The organism is Bacteroides sp. 90-K9/2 (assembly GCF_047310725.1).
In the GTDB taxonomy this organism is placed as follows: Bacteria; Bacteroidota; Bacteroidia; order Bacteroidales; family Bacteroidaceae; genus Bacteroides; species Bacteroides vicugnae.
Genome location: NZ_JBCGVL010000003.1, coordinates 460,292 through 474,867, shown reverse-complemented (window position 1 = coordinate 474,867; position 14,576 = coordinate 460,292). Strand labels below are relative to the sequence as shown.

Genomic DNA, 14,576 nt, shown 5'->3' with positions numbered 1-14,576 from the left:
TGAAACTGGATACAGGTATGCATCGCTTGGGCTTTGCGGTAGAGGATATACCATTGCTCATTCGTCGTCTGAAGAATAATCTCTGTGTCCTCCGTGTCCTCTGTGGTGAAAACCGTGTAATAATGTGTCAATATGCTAATTGTTTACGCTGTGTCCCACATGGTAATTGGCATATTAACATATTGGCGTTTTGATTCATCATTAGCAGGTGCACTGACAATTATTCACTATTGGAACCTTTTGCACAGCCTTTTTATCCAACTGTCACTACGTATAACGTTGTTATTCTCTCCAATCGCTTTTTTCAAATCCCGGATTCGTTCGTTTTGTCTTTTCATTGCTGCTTGTATCTCGTTTATCAACGTATTTATTTCCTTTTGCAACTGAATTTCCTTTTCTTTCAATTGAATAATGTGGGCGTATTTCTCGCAGACCATCGTTTTGTCTATACACAGTTGTTCCAGCGTATCAATATATTCTGTTGTAATACCGGCTTTACTTCGGCGAAAGAGTTCCAGAATACATTCTTCGTCAACGTTCGGAACATTGTCTATGTATAACATAGGGAATTGTCCCATTTCCACCCAAAGCAGGATCGCTTCTTTTTCGATGTGATACTTAATCACTGCTTTTTCTACACTAATCCATTCTGGCATATCGCTTTTGTTTTAATGTGTTATAAGAAAAAGGAGTAAATAACGTATTGTCCGGAGAGGTGCAACGAACACCCACGATTTTTGTGATTTCGGTCGGGGGGGAGAATTGGTTTGGGGTATAAGGATTGTTGAAACCGACCGGATACTATAAAAACGTGAGTGCTGTTGTACTATTATCTAAATCGAGGTCTTAGCATACCGTGCACCAGATAATGATAAACAACAGACACCTATGCTAATCAATATATATATATAACATCTTTAATCGATATGTTGATATACGATCATCTACGTGGAGTATCTGTTGTATCATCTCCCGGTGCATGAAATTTGCTAAGTTTCGATTTGGGAGACAATACGTTATTTACTCCGTTAGGAAATAAAAAACCGCTTTTGCTTTTTCATCACGCTGATGGGCAGAAAGCGTATGACAAAGATATATGTTTTTTTCGGAATTAGATGGAAAAGAGGTATCAATTACAGGAAATATGGTATATTGATAGGGTAGATATGATATATAGATAAGGAATATGGTGATAATGATAAAAAGTTTCCGACAGTTTAATCATGAACTGCACTCTTAAAGTTGGATACAAAACTTTAGGAGTACAGTTCACTAACCGCCAGAAACATTATATTTCTGTACAACTATTTTTTTATTCCGTTTTAGTTCCGTTTTCTTTCCGGCTTTCCGGAGAAGATAGTCAGTTCTAAAATTTCAAATATGATTTCTGTTGTGGTATATCCGTTAAATGTATATTCCAGATTTTCGTCCTCAAGAAAGTATTTGAGATAAATGGTTGGAGTGCCATTGTGGAAGTCGAGAAAAAGGTAAGAAGTATAGTTATAGATACCCAGATCGGCAAACTCATTTAGAATAGCAGTATTGAAAACTGTGCACCAGCCTGTTTTTGATTCGTTTCCGGACATTTCGAATCTACGATGTTCTTTTGCGAGATCGTCCTTTTTTACATGTCTGAATTGCTCGAGCAATTCATCATTGAAAGAAAGGCGTTGTCTGATAAAATTAAAAACTTCCTCCTTTGTCATTTGTTTTAAATCAGTTATTTCCATTTTTACTTAATTAGTCGGGTAAAGGTACTCCCTTTATTTGATAATAAATCGGATTTGGTGATATTTCTTTTATTTCTTTTTGGGGTTATATCTCTAAAAACTTTCTGACTCCGGCTGAAACCATTTTGTTTCGAAGGGGGAGGAATAAACAAATCGAAAGGAATAAGGAATACAGAAACGAAAAAGAGGAAATTCTCTACGAGAATCTCCTCTTTTTTCATCTTTCACGAAAGATCGAATTATTTCTTCTTACGGTCACCGTAACGGCTCATGAACTTATCAACACGACCTGCAGTATCCACCAATGTAGATTTACCTGTATAGAACGGGTGAGAAGTGTTTGAGATTTCAATCTTCAGCAACGGATAAGTTTCACCTTCGAATTCGATGGTTTCTTTAGTTGCTACAGTTGACTTAGACAAAAACATGTCACCATTTGACATATCTTTAAATACTACCGGACGGTATGATTCTGGATGAAGGCCTTTTTTCATTTCAGTATCTGTTTTTTTAATTTATATTCTGTTACTATTTTGGTAAGAAATAGTGTAATGGTCATTTTCAGAGCGCAAAGATAATGCTTTTCTGTGAAATAGAAAAAGGTTTTATGGAAAAAACTTCGATAAAGATGCTCTGCTTTCTAAATTTAGGCAATCCGTACCTATAATATATCTATATTAATATGATTCGCATTATTCATATACGAATAGCATAACTCATATTGATGAATGATGGATAGAATGCAGAAATGCACTTTACTGTCTTTTATCCGTTTATTTGCAAGGTAGACATTACAATCTAATGTCACACTCGTATTCCTGCTAATTTTTGGTGTCTGATTTAAACCTTTTTCTACTATATTTTTCTTTCCAATGTTCGTTATTCGATGGATAATGCTTACTTTTGCGTAGAATTTTTATTCACTAACAATAAACTTTAAACAAAATGGTAAATTACAAAGATTTAGGATTGGTAAACACAAAAGAAATGTTTGCTAAGGCTATCAAAGGTGGATATGCTATCCCAGCATTCAACTTCAACAATATGGAACAGATGCAGGCTATCATCAAGGCTGCTGTTGAAACTAAATCTCCTGTGATTCTTCAGGTTTCTAAAGGTGCTCGTCAGTATGCTAACGCTACTTTGTTGCGTTACATGGCACAGGGTGCTGTAGAATATGCTAAAGAATTAGGCTGCGCACATCCGGAAATCGTTCTTCATCTTGACCACGGAGATACATTCGAAACTTGCAAATCTTGTATCGATTCAGGTTTCTCTTCAGTGATGATCGACGGTTCTCATCTTCCTTACGAAGAAAACGTTGCATTGACTAAGAAAGTTGTTGAGTACGCTCACCAGTTCGACGTAACTGTAGAAGGTGAACTTGGCGTATTGGCTGGTGTAGAAGATGAAGTTTCTGCTGACCACCACACATATACTGACCCTGAAGAAGTAATCGACTTCGCTACTCGCACTGGTTGCGACTCTTTGGCTATCTCAATCGGTACTTCTCACGGTGCTTACAAGTTTACTCCGGAACAATGCCACATCGACCCGGTTACAGGTGTAATGGTTCCTCCTCCATTGGCTTTCGAAGTATTGGATGCTGTAATGGAAAAACTTCCGGGATTCCCTATCGTTCTTCACGGATCATCTTCAGTTCCTCAAGAAGAAGTGGAAACTATCAACAAATACGGTGGTGCACTGAAAGCTGCTATCGGTATTCCGGAAGAATGGTTGCGTAAGGCTGCTAAGTCTGCTGTCTGCAAAATCAACATCGACTCTGACTCACGTCTGGCTATGACTGCTGCTATCCGTAAGACTTTCGTTGAAAAACCAGCTGAATTCGACCCACGTAAGTATCTTGGTCCGGCTCGTGACAACATGGAAAAACTATACAAGCACAAAATTCTGAACGTGCTCGGTTCTGATAACAAATTGGCACAGTAATCCTCGGATTATTCCATAAATAAAAGAAAGGCTGATCCCGGTTAACCCAGGACAGCCTTTTTTGTTAACTTAAATATTGTCCTAGCGAATATCATTGCAGAGCAGAGCCATACTTATTTATTGTTCTGTTCATTTTTCATGGATGTTGAGTGTCCGTTTTGAAAGAATTCTTCTACTTTCTGTTTGTCTCGAAGAACTTTCAGCCAGTTGGCAGCAGCATTATAATAATTAGATTTTCCCAGGATAAGTTCGCCTTCCTCATTTATTTCCGGCTCCTCTTTCTCACTGTCTTTAGGACGTGTTTTTAGAAATGCTTCCAGGCAGCGCTCGGTGTTTTTCTTGTCTTTCAGGGCATAGAAGTATATATAGGCCATGTCATACAATAGTTTGTGGTTTTGTTTGTCATACTGTTGGTAACGTTCTTTGATGGATTCGATCTGTTCTTTATGCATTTGTGCCATCTTGTAGCAGTCGGTCATTCCAATATAGAGTCTGGTCATGCTGCTATCTTTAGGTATGGATAATTCAATTGCTTTTTCCAGATAGTTTACGCCTTCTTTTTTCCAGGAAGTTTTAGAACACGCCCGGCCGAGATAATAAAGGAGATTGATATTATCGGGATCGTATTTACGGGCGACTTCCAAAAAATCATGGGCTTCGTAATATTTCTCCACTGCATAATAGCTAATTCCCAGATAATAACAAGTGTGGAAGGTGCTATCTCCTTGGCTAACAAGATATTCATAACGCCGGATGGCAGTGGGATAGTCTCGTTTGAGGCAATATGCCAAGGCATTCTGCCGGTTGACCGAGATATTGGTACTGTCAATTTGACGGTATTTTTCTGTAGCTTCGATGGCCTCATCGAAATATGAACCGGATATATTCAAAGCTCCCAGTTTGGTGGCAGCCAGGTAATCGTCGGGATATTTCTCCTGAATATTGTAATAGCAACCTGCGGCAGGCAGAAGTTCGCCCATCCCTTCAAAACTTTGAGCTTGCAGATGCAGGACAATAGCAGAACTGTCTTTTTCCGTCATTAGACTACTTTCGCCAAGTGCATCGCGAAACTTTTGCTGGGTCAGGAGTAAACTGATATATTGAATACGTACATATTTGTTCTCCGGATTCAGATCAAGGGCGTATTCGTAATATTTCAGCGCTTGATTGTATTTGGCCAGTGCCCGGCAGCATTCGGCTGCTTCAATGAATGCACGAGCATTGGTGGTATCGTTAGAGATAATTTCTTCGTAGGTGGATAGTGCCTCTGTGGTGAGTCCTAGTCCTCGCAACGCTTTGCCTTTCTGTAAGAGTAGGTGAGGGGTTGATTTCTTTTGGGCGATAAGAGAAAGAGCTGTCTCGTAATCGTAGTTTGCCATAGCTTCCTGAATATGGTCTGTGTGTTGTGCCATGAGAGGGATGGTGCAACCAAGGAAGAACAGAATAATAATCCGTTTCATAAAATCTTATTTTAGTTGTTTGACTTATTTGTTACAAGTTACTAAAAATATTTTATTTACGAATTATTCGTAGATCGTTTTGGATAGATTAACGGAATGATAAGAGAAGATAACACTATGGCTGTATATAAAGAACACCCGTGTCGCAACTGAATGTAACACGGGTGATCTTTATATATATATGTTTAAAGCATACCGAATGGAAATCCGGCAGGGGCATTTGTCTCTTACATCAAGAATCCAAGCAGGATACCGGCAGCAACTGCTGAACCGATCACTCCGGCAACGTTCGGCCCCATAGCGTGCATCAACAAGTAGTTGGTTGAATCGTATTCCAAACCGATTACTTGCGAGATACGTGCAGAGTCAGGAACGGCAGATACACCTGCATTACCGATCAACGGATTAATCTTGTTGCCCTTCTTCAGGAAGATATTGAATATCTTAACAAAGATGACACCGGATGCAGTTGCAATGATGAATGACAATGCACCGAGAGCGAAAATCTTGATAGAGTCGAGCGTCAGGAATTCGGAAGCTTGCGTAGAAGCACCTACTGTCAGACCCAACAGGATAGTGATAGTATCAATCAACGGACCGCTGGCAGTATTAGCCAAACGACGGGTTACACCACTTTCTTTCAATAGGTTACCGAAGAACAGCATACCTAGCAAAGGCAGACCGGAAGGAACCAGGAAGCAAGTCAGCAACAAACCGATGATCGGGAAAATCACCTTCTCTGTGTGAGAAACTGCACGCGGCGGTTTCATGCGAATGACGCGTTCACTTTTGGTGGTGAGCAGGCGCATAATAGGCGGCTGTATCACCGGAACCAACGCCATGTAGGAGTAGGCGGACACCGCAATGGCTCCCATCAGGTTAGGTGCTAGCTTGGAGGAAAGGAAGATGGCCGTCGGACCGTCTGCTCCACCAATGATACCGATAGCACCGGCTTGCATCGGGTCGAAACCCATTTCCAATGCGATCATGTATGCACCGAAGATACCGAACTGTGCAGCTGCACCGATCAACATCAATTTCGGGTTGGAGATAAGTGCCGAGAAATCCGTCATAGCACCGATGCCTAAGAAGATGAGCGGCGGGTACCAGCCGGAGGTCACTCCCTGATACAGGATATTCAATACAGAACCTTCTTCATAGATACCGACTTTCAGTCCCGCATCCATATTAAAAGGTATATTACCGATCAATATACCGAAACCGATAGGAATCAGCAACATCGGTTCGAACTCTTTGGCTACTGCCAAATAGATGAACCCCAAACCCACAAGAATCATAACGATGTGCCCTACAGTAGCATTTGCAAAGCCCGTATATGTCCAGAAGTCGGCGAGGTTATTTCCTAAAAAGTTTATAAAATCTCCCATATTATTCAATAATTACGAGGTCATTACCTTCAAGAACAGAGTCACCTTTGTTTACGTTGATGGCAGTAATTTTACCGTCTTTATCCGCATTGATATTGTTTTCCATCTTCATGGCTTCCAATATAATGATAGTCTGGCCTTTCTTTACAGTATCGCCTACGTTTACTTTGATGTCAAGGATAACGCCCGGCAGCGGAGATTTCACTCCCGATTTTCCGGTAGACGGAGCAGCTGGTTTCACTACTTGAGTAGGAGCAGTAGGAGCATTAGGCATAGGACGCACTGTTACTGGTTTCGCAGCAGGCTTCGGTTGTTTCTCCATTTCTACTTTATAGTGTGTACCGTTCACTTCTACATGAGCGATATTATCTTCAATATTTCCGATGGTCACTTTATAAGAGTTACCATTGATTTTATATTTGTATTCTTTCATCGTTTTATTTTTTTATGGGGTGATTTACTTTTTGGGAGTTTCACGCAAGGTGTAAATCTTCGAACTCCATGGTGAATAGCTACGTTTTACACGAGTGATGGTGAGTACCGTTTCTTCTACGTCGTGTACCTCATCCTGCATCTCGTGTAATGCCATAGAGATGGCAGCGTAAACTTCGCCCGGAGCTTGTGACAGCTCTTTCGCTTCTTGTTTGTCGATGCCTTTAGATTTCATAGCATTACGTTTGCTCAAATTTACGGCTACTTTTCCTACAATCTTGAAAGCAATAAAGAGAAGAATCAATCCGCAGAATACTACGCTCATGGCAGAAATAGACATTCCAATACCTTCAGCATCGTGTTCCTCAAATTTTTCCATTTTGGCATTACTGTCAAGAGTCTTATTGTTAGTGCTCGGAGTCACGTATTTGTCACCACTTCCACCTTTTACTTCCCACTCCATTGCTCCGTCGCTTATGCGAGCGTATGATTGGTCGGGACCGAGAGCGCCTGCCGGCACTACAATCTGGTCAAGCAACTTTCTGCCGGAGTCGTACAAGCCAATCCAGTTGGCAGTCTCCGGATTCAGCTTAAAACTGGTATGGAAAGTACCGCGGTTAGGCTCGCCGTCTGCCCAGAACAGAGCATGTTGACGTGGTTTCACTAATGTCAGTATATCACCTTTCGGGATAAAATAAGTAACTGTATCGCCCGGTTGGCTACTTACTTTCAGCAAACAAGCTGCCAGGTCGGCGCTACCGAATGATTTATTGAATATTTCGATCCATGCACTGTGCAACCCGTAGTCGTCCTGAAAATTACTCTGATTGTCTATCAGGATTTCATTCAGTACCAACTTGTTGTTTGACTTTTGCTCTCCACAAGAAGTCAGCCCAATCAGCAACAGCAAAGAAAGGAATATTCCGATTTTGGTTTTGTTCATAATCGTTCTTGTTTTAATGTGAAAGGTTGGATTACAACGGAATATTACCATGCTTCTTAGCCGGATTACTCAATTTCTTAGTCTGCAACTGCTGCAAAGCACGGATCACGCGGAAACGTGTGTTGCGTGGTTCAATCACATCGTCAATGTAGCCGTATTTTGCTGCATTGTAAGGATTGGCAAACAGTTTCGTGTATTCTGCTTCTTTCTCTGCAAGGAATTGGGCAGGATTTTCCTGATCTTTAGCCTCACGTGCGTACAATACTTCTACTGCTCCTGCACCACCCATTACTGCAATTTCGGCAGTCGGCCATGCGTAGTTCATATCACCGCGAAGTTGCTTACAGCTCATCACGATGTGAGAACCTCCGTAAGATTTACGTAATGTGATAGTAACCTTGGGCACAGTAGCTTCACCGTAAGCGTACAACAGCTTAGCTCCATGAAGGATAACACCGTTGTATTCCTGCCCTGTTCCCGGAAGGAATCCCGGTACGTCTACCAACGATACGATAGGAATATTGAATGCATCACAGAAACGGACGAAACGTGCACCCTTGCGAGATGCATTGCTGTCGAGCACACCAGCCAGATACTTGGGCTGATTAGCAACGATACCTACTGACTGGCCGTTGAAACGGGCAAAACCGATGATGATATTCTTTGCATAATCTTTCTGGATTTCAAGGAATTCACCGTTGTCCACGATAGCGCCGATTACTTCGTACATATCATACGGTTTAGTTGGGCTGTCGGGAATGATATCGTTCAAAGAATCTTCCAAACGGTCGATTGGGTCTGTACAATCTACATAAGGAGCTTCTTCAAGATTATTTTGAGGAATAAAGCTTAACAGTTTACGAATCAGTTCGAAACCTTCTTCTTCTGTTTTAGCGGTGAAGTGAGTCACGCCTGATTTTGTGGAGTGAACGCTTGCACCACCGAGGTTTTCTTGGCTAACATCTTCACCTGTTACGGTTTTCACAACTTTTGGTCCGGTAAGGAACATATAAGAAGTGCCTTCCATCATCAGCGTGAAGTCGGTCAGAGCCGGAGAATAAACAGCACCACCGGCACAAGGACCGAAGATACCGGAAATCTGTGGGATAACACCGGAAGCAAGGATATTGCGTTGGAAGATTTCTGCATAACCGGCCAAAGCATTGATACCTTCCTGGATACGTGCACCACCCGAGTCGTTGATACCGATGCAGGGAGCACCCATTTTCATTGCCTGATCCATGATTTTACAGATTTTCAGTGACATTGTTTCTGACAGTGAACCGGCAGAAACGGTAAAGTCCTGTGCGAACACATATACCAAACGTCCTTCGATCGTACCGCAGCCGGTCACTACTCCGTCGCCCGGATAATGTTTTTTATCCATACCGAAGTTCGTGCATCTGTGCTCAACGAACATGTCCATTTCTTCGAAGCTACCCTCATCAAGCAGCATAGCCAGACGCTCGCGTGCTGTGTATTTCCCTTTTTCATGTTGCTTCGCAATTGCTTTTTCACCGCCTCCGATACGTGCTACGGCACGGCGTTCAATAAGCTCTTTAATTTTTTCAAGTTGATTACTCATGAGTTCTTGTTGGTTTTAGAGTTTATGATTAATGTTCGCAGAGTTCTGTTAACACGCCCAGAGTTGATTTCGGGTGAAGGAAAGCGATATTCAAACCTTCAGCACCTTTGCGGGGAGCTTTGTCGATAAGGCGGATTTCTTTGCTTTCTGCTTCTGCCAAAGCATTAGCTACGCCATCTTCTACAGCAAATGCAACGTGATGAACACCTGCACCTTTGTTTTCAATAAATTTGGCAATGGTACTTTCAGGGCAAGTCGGTTCCAACAGTTCGATTTTGGTTTCACCTACTTTTAAAAAAGCGGTTCTTACTTTCTGATCTTCCACTGTTTCAATGTTGTAACACTTCAGACCTAATACATTTTCGTAGTAAGGAAGGGCTTCTTCAATGCTTTTTACAGCAATGCCCAGATGTTCAATGTGTGAAATCTTCATAACTATACTTTTTTTATTTGGTTTTAAATCTGTGCTCATAAGGCATAAAACAGCACAAAGAAAGACAATTCTTACCTAATAAAGAAATATTTCTGCATTTAATTGTTGGGTGATAAAGCAGAAAAAATGGTGGACAAGGAACATAAAGAGTTGTTTTGTAATCTTGAGATTACATTTAGATATAAAATTTGACTAAGAGTTTGTTCAGCCAATTCCAGTTGACGCGGAACCAGCGGCGGGTACTACTTTGTTTTCCTCCGAAGCGGAGAACAAAATCACGATAGCCGTGTCTGCGGAACGGAAGACCCACATCCATAAATTCCATGTGGCGGAATCCTCGCTGGTGTGCATCTTCCAATGCTTTCCAAACGGCTAGCACGCCCGGATATTGAAGTGCGTACGTCTTTCTCATCCCTCCTGAAAACCAGAGGTATGCATCGTCTCCCGAATAGATGCAGACGGAACCGCCGATGATTTTCTCTTTATATTTTACAACGAATATTTTTGCTAGTTTTCCTTTAATTAGCACGCTGTTCATGTGACGGAAGAAATCGTTGGCAGGAAAATATCTGCGTATGCGGGAAGAATAGACTTTGTGTAGCATTCGTGAGAAGGCGTGTATTTCTTCCACTGTATGTGCTTCCTCTACTCTGGCTCCATTTTTGAGTCCTTTTTTGATCTGCCGGATGCGCGACGGACTGAATCGGTCTTCCGTCTTTTTCATGCTGTGTAACGAATTGCGTACCCGTAACCAGTTGACAGGGAAATAATCGTTGGCTCTGAAAACCCGATAGCCGAACATCGAATTGTTCAGGTTTCGGAATTCGATCAGGACACAGCTGCGCGATGCTTCCTGCGTGAGATGTTCGAGCATATCCCCAAAGACTTCTTCTGCTTTCTCTTTATTGTCAGAAAGGGATTCGTCCAGAAATTCACCTTCGCTATATACTACACAATGTTTCACTAAAGAGGAAGGAAGCCACTTTTTAGCTTTGCGGATAGCGGCGAGCAGGCGTGCTACAGGTTTTCCGTCTTCCGTTGCGACTATTAATAAAGGAGTATACCCGGGAGTTGCTTCATAAATCTGAAATAACTCTTTGGAATGGAAGGTGTTTTTTCCCGGTAATTCAGGAATATCCTTCCCTTGATAATATGTCGTTAGTTTAAGTGGCATCTAGGTACAAATTTACACTTTTTATTCTTTATTCAACAACAAAACGGAGAATTTGTTGGAGATGCTTGAAGTAAAGTGCTGTTTATCTTTGCGAATTTATTGGAAAAAATATATCTTTTAAGAGAAAAATGGTATAAAAGGTGAGTACGTGTATAAATTATGTTCGTCATAATTATGATTATAATCAAATAGTTTTTGCAAAACAACGAGAATTAATATTAACTTTAAATTAGAACGAATGAGATACAATGTATTTGTTGAAGCATGGAAGAATCATCATAGACGCGCTTCCATGATTTTAGGGCTGTCTTTATTGTATGCCCCTCTGTCATATTCTGTTTATGCAGAAGATGGAGTCTCTAATACTATGGTGCAAGTTGTCACACAAACGAAAACTGTGAAAGGAACTGTTGTTGATGAAAGCGGGGAGCCACTGATTGGTGTTTCTATTGTTGTGAAAGGAACAAGTACAGGTACGATTACTGATTTTGACGGTAACTTTTCTATCAATCTTCCAGCGGGAAGAAAAGAACTGGTCATTTCTTATATCGGTTATAAAGAACAAACTGTAACAGTGGCGGGGAATGGACCGGTCAATGTGAAAATGGTTTCGGATACAAAGGCATTGGATGAGGTTGTTGTGGTAGGTTACGGTACGATGAAGAAACGCGATTTAACCGGGGCTATCACTTCTGTAAAAAGTGAAGATGTTGTAATGAACCCGGGCTCGAATCCGATGCAGGCTTTGCAAGGTAAAGTAGCAGGATTGGACATTACGCGTGAATCGGGACAGGCCGGTTCGGGAGTAAAGATGCAGCTGCGTGGTAACCGGTCATTCCAGAAGGATTCTGGAAATCCTTTATTTATAATTGATGGTATGCCAGGGGATTATTCTACATTGAATCCTAATGATATTGAAAGTATTGAAGTTTTAAAAGATGCTTCCTCAACGGCTATTTATGGTTCGAGTGGTGCAAATGGTGTTATTTTAATTACTACAAAAGGCGGTAAGGAAGGTAAAGCTATAGTTAATTTTAATGCGTATGTAGGTGTAAACGGCTGGTCAAGAACACCGGAGATGCGTAGTGGAGAGAGCTATATACAAACATTGAGAGATGCTTCTATTGGTGCTGGTGATGGACGTTGGAGTTCAGTTGCAGATGATAAAAATCTGTTTACTACTGATGCTGAATGGAATGCGCATCAAAATGGACAATATATAGACTGGGTGGATGCTTTGTTGAAAACTAGTGTAACACAGAATTATTCAGTTTCTGTGGCCGGTGGAACGGAAAAAACAAAAGCCTATTTTTCTCTGAATTTTTCTAATGAGGATGGGCAGTTTGCACAAGATAGCTATAAACTTTATTCATCTAAAATCCGGGTAGACCATAAGATTAAGAACTGGATGAAGGTTGGGATTGATACGCAGTTATCCTATGTACATCAAAATAAAGCTGATTCTGATTTGCAGACTTTGATGGCATCAAATCCCCTTGGAACTTTGTATAATGAAGATGGGAGTATAAACCCTCAACCAGTTGCCGACCCTTCATCTACAGTATATAATTATCTTTTGAATGAGGATAAAAGTTTGTATCGCAATCAGGCCCAAAACCTCAAAGTATATTTTAATCCTTATTTGGAAATCACTCCTCTTAAAGGATTGACTTTTATTACTCGTGCCGGTGCCAGTTTGGGATATTCACGTAGCAATACTTTTACCGGAGAGGGATCTGTTCAATGGTATAAAGCAAATCAAACGGCAGATGGCATTAAGGCGCAGGTAAAAGACAGCCGTTCGTATAACTATAAATGGGAGAATATACTTACCTACAATTTCCAAATTAAGAAAGTACATGATATAACTCTTACCGCGGTTACGTCTTGGAATCATAATCGTAGTGATGTCACTACTTTGTATCAGAAAGGTGTTTCTGATAATAAATTCTTATGGCATAATATTCTTGACGGTAATTCTGCAACTTCGGGAAGTACTTCATATAGCATGTCTAAAGGAATGGGATATGTCGGTCGTTTGAATTACTCATATTTGGGCAGGTATTTGCTCTCTGCATCTGTTCGTCATGACGGATCTTCCAGACTGGCAGAAGGTAATAAATGGGATACCTTCCCGGCTTTTTCTTTGGGCTGGAGAATTTCTGACGAGAAATTTATGGAGAGTACGACAAATTGGTTGAGTAATCTGAAAATTCGCTTTGGATACGGTGTTACAGGTAGTACGGCAGGTATTGATCCTTACTCTTCTGCTGCGTCATTGGATGCTACTTCTGTCAATATGGTGTTAGGGGGTGTTTTGACGCCTATTTATAAGTTCTCGCAGAATATTCCAAACTACTTGCTTACGTGGGAAAAGTCATATAATACCAATATCGGTATTGATGCTGCGTTCCTGAATAATCGTATTGATGTTAGTATGGAATATTATAATACAAAAACGAAAGATGTTATATGGAATAAAGCTCTTCCTGTTGTAAACGGTGCATTCTCACCAGATGGTGGAACTACAGCGAATTATACCACAAATTTGAATATGTGTGAGACCAGCAATAAAGGTTTTGAGTTGGCTCTTAATACACGCAATATTATAACAAAGAATTTTACTTGGAGCTCTAGTGTGACTTTCAATCATAATAAGGAAGAAATTACTAAATTGTCCGGTGGAGATTCTGATGTGCTTAATAATGGTGACACTGGATATGCATTGGCATTGGGAGAAGCTATTAATTCTTATTATCATTATAAGTTGGACGGTGTATGGCAAAAGGGGGAAGAGACTGATGCGGCAGTATTTGGGGCTGCACCTGGTGATTTGAAAATCAATATACCTAATTTGGTAAAGGAGGCAGATGGCAGATTCTATAAGATTGATGAGGAAACGGGGCGTGCTGCCGTAGATGCAAATGGTAATGTTATTTATTATACATCTGATAATAAATATACTCCAAGTGATGCGGATTATCAAATCCTGGGTCACAATTCTCCGGATTGGTCTTTAGGTTTTCAGAATAATTTCACTTGGAAGGACTTTGATTTAAGTATATTCGTGTATGCACGCTACGGACAGATGTTTGCCTATGATATGTTGACATCTTATGACCCGAAGGGTATACGTAACTTCCCAACATATTTCAATTATTGGACGGAAAACAATCCATCAAATGATTTTCCTGCTGCCAATGCTAATAAAGGGCTTGAACAATATACAGGATATTATGGACTACGTTATGTAGACGGTTCATTTATAAAGATTAAGAACATAACCTTGGGATATAGCTTGCCGAAATCCATATTAAAATCAGCCGGTATAGAGAAATGTCGTTTCTATGCTACAATTACAAATCCGTTTGTATTTGCAAAAAGCCATTTGCTGAAAGACTATGATCCTGAAATGAATGGCTCTCTGAAGTACCCATTGACCAAACAATTTGTATTTGGTGTAAATGTTACATTCTAGTTT

Annotated in this window: 12 protein-coding genes; 2 read left to right on the top strand and 10 right to left on the bottom strand. The window is 40.7% G+C overall.

Annotated elements, in window-relative coordinates; genetic code table 11:
- Positions 1-227: 227 nt before the first annotated feature.
- From AAHJ11_RS11320 to AAHJ11_RS11310, 3 genes are all read right to left on the bottom strand, one after another.
- Positions 228-656 (bottom strand): hypothetical protein, encoded by a 429-nt coding sequence (locus AAHJ11_RS11320; protein ID WP_258981414.1) that lies wholly within the window; start codon positions 654-656, stop codon positions 228-230.
- A gap of 666 nt (positions 657-1,322) precedes the next feature.
- Positions 1,323-1,730 carry a hypothetical protein gene (locus AAHJ11_RS11315; RefSeq protein ID WP_148364681.1) on the bottom strand — a complete coding sequence of 136 codons (408 nt, stop codon included), beginning with the start codon at positions 1,728-1,730 and terminating at the stop codon, positions 1,323-1,325.
- A 239-nt stretch (positions 1,731-1,969) separates the two neighbouring features.
- A complete protein-coding gene (locus tag AAHJ11_RS11310) occupies positions 1,970-2,224 on the bottom strand; it encodes a type B 50S ribosomal protein L31 (protein ID WP_005678397.1) in 255 nt (84 codons plus the stop codon).
- Positions 2,225-2,675: 451 nt separating this feature from the next.
- Between AAHJ11_RS11310 and AAHJ11_RS11305 the strand changes: the two genes are divergently transcribed.
- Entirely contained in the window at positions 2,676-3,680 is a 1,005-nt protein-coding gene (locus tag AAHJ11_RS11305) for a class II fructose-bisphosphate aldolase (protein WP_195649554.1), read from the top strand.
- A 113-nt stretch (positions 3,681-3,793) separates the two neighbouring features.
- Here the strand turns inward: AAHJ11_RS11305 and AAHJ11_RS11300 are convergent, their stop codons facing one another.
- From AAHJ11_RS11300 to AAHJ11_RS11270, 7 genes are all read right to left on the bottom strand, one after another.
- A complete protein-coding gene (locus AAHJ11_RS11300) occupies positions 3,794-5,140 on the bottom strand; it encodes a tetratricopeptide repeat protein (protein ID WP_320974937.1) in 1,347 nt (448 codons plus the stop codon).
- Positions 5,141-5,367: 227 nt separating this feature from the next.
- Positions 5,368-6,528: a sodium ion-translocating decarboxylase subunit beta gene (locus tag AAHJ11_RS11295; protein ID WP_117937399.1), complete on the bottom strand. Its 1,161-nt coding sequence runs from the start codon at positions 6,526-6,528 to the stop codon at positions 5,368-5,370.
- 1 nt (position 6,529) lies between these two features.
- The gene (locus AAHJ11_RS11290; RefSeq protein ID WP_148364684.1) at positions 6,530-6,961 is read right to left on the bottom strand and encodes an acetyl-CoA carboxylase biotin carboxyl carrier protein; all 432 of its coding nucleotides are present in this window, start codon (positions 6,959-6,961) and stop codon (positions 6,530-6,532) included.
- Between the two features lie 24 nt (positions 6,962-6,985).
- Entirely contained in the window at positions 6,986-7,903 is a 918-nt protein-coding gene (locus tag AAHJ11_RS11285) for an OadG family transporter subunit (protein ID WP_195649552.1), read from the bottom strand.
- 31 nt (positions 7,904-7,934) lie between these two features.
- Positions 7,935-9,488 (bottom strand): acyl-CoA carboxylase subunit beta, encoded by a 1,554-nt coding sequence (locus AAHJ11_RS11280; RefSeq protein ID WP_148364686.1) that lies wholly within the window; start codon positions 9,486-9,488, stop codon positions 7,935-7,937.
- Positions 9,489-9,516: 28 nt separating this feature from the next.
- On the bottom strand, positions 9,517-9,921 hold the full coding sequence (gene mce / locus AAHJ11_RS11275) for a methylmalonyl-CoA epimerase (protein ID WP_002561104.1): 405 nt from the start codon (positions 9,919-9,921) through the stop codon (positions 9,517-9,519).
- Positions 9,922-10,096: 175 nt separating this feature from the next.
- Positions 10,097-11,095: a GNAT family N-acetyltransferase gene (locus AAHJ11_RS11270; RefSeq protein WP_148364687.1), complete on the bottom strand. Its 999-nt coding sequence runs from the start codon at positions 11,093-11,095 to the stop codon at positions 10,097-10,099.
- 238 nt (positions 11,096-11,333) lie between these two features.
- Here AAHJ11_RS11270 and AAHJ11_RS11265 point away from each other — a divergent pair, with 238 nt between their 5' ends.
- The gene (locus AAHJ11_RS11265) at positions 11,334-14,573 is read left to right on the top strand and encodes a SusC/RagA family TonB-linked outer membrane protein (RefSeq protein ID WP_413579533.1); all 3,240 of its coding nucleotides are present in this window, start codon (positions 11,334-11,336) and stop codon (positions 14,571-14,573) included.
- Positions 14,574-14,576 lie beyond the last annotated feature (3 nt).

Coding starts and splice junctions, on each gene's coding strand:
- AAHJ11_RS11265 (WP_413579533.1), top strand. CDS start 11,334: ATGAGATACAATGTATTTGTTGAAGCATGGAAGAATCATCATAGACGC.
- AAHJ11_RS11305 (WP_195649554.1), top strand. CDS start 2,676: ATGGTAAATTACAAAGATTTAGGATTGGTAAACACAAAAGAAATGTTT.
- AAHJ11_RS11310 (WP_005678397.1), bottom strand. CDS start 2,224: ATGAAAAAAGGCCTTCATCCAGAATCATACCGTCCGGTAGTATTTAAA.
- AAHJ11_RS11285 (WP_195649552.1), bottom strand. CDS start 7,903: ATGAACAAAACCAAAATCGGAATATTCCTTTCTTTGCTGTTGCTGATT.
- AAHJ11_RS11290 (WP_148364684.1), bottom strand. CDS start 6,961: ATGAAAGAATACAAATATAAAATCAATGGTAACTCTTATAAAGTGACC.
- AAHJ11_RS11320 (WP_258981414.1), bottom strand. CDS start 656: ATGCCAGAATGGATTAGTGTAGAAAAAGCAGTGATTAAGTATCACATC.
- AAHJ11_RS11295 (WP_117937399.1), bottom strand. CDS start 6,528: ATGGGAGATTTTATAAACTTTTTAGGAAATAACCTCGCCGACTTCTGG.
- AAHJ11_RS11280 (WP_148364686.1), bottom strand. CDS start 9,488: ATGAGTAATCAACTTGAAAAAATTAAAGAGCTTATTGAACGCCGTGCC.
- mce (WP_002561104.1), bottom strand. CDS start 9,921: ATGAAGATTTCACACATTGAACATCTGGGCATTGCTGTAAAAAGCATT.
- AAHJ11_RS11315 (WP_148364681.1), bottom strand. CDS start 1,730: ATGGAAATAACTGATTTAAAACAAATGACAAAGGAGGAAGTTTTTAAT.
- AAHJ11_RS11300 (WP_320974937.1), bottom strand. CDS start 5,140: ATGAAACGGATTATTATTCTGTTCTTCCTTGGTTGCACCATCCCTCTC.
- AAHJ11_RS11270 (WP_148364687.1), bottom strand. CDS start 11,095: ATGCCACTTAAACTAACGACATATTATCAAGGGAAGGATATTCCTGAA.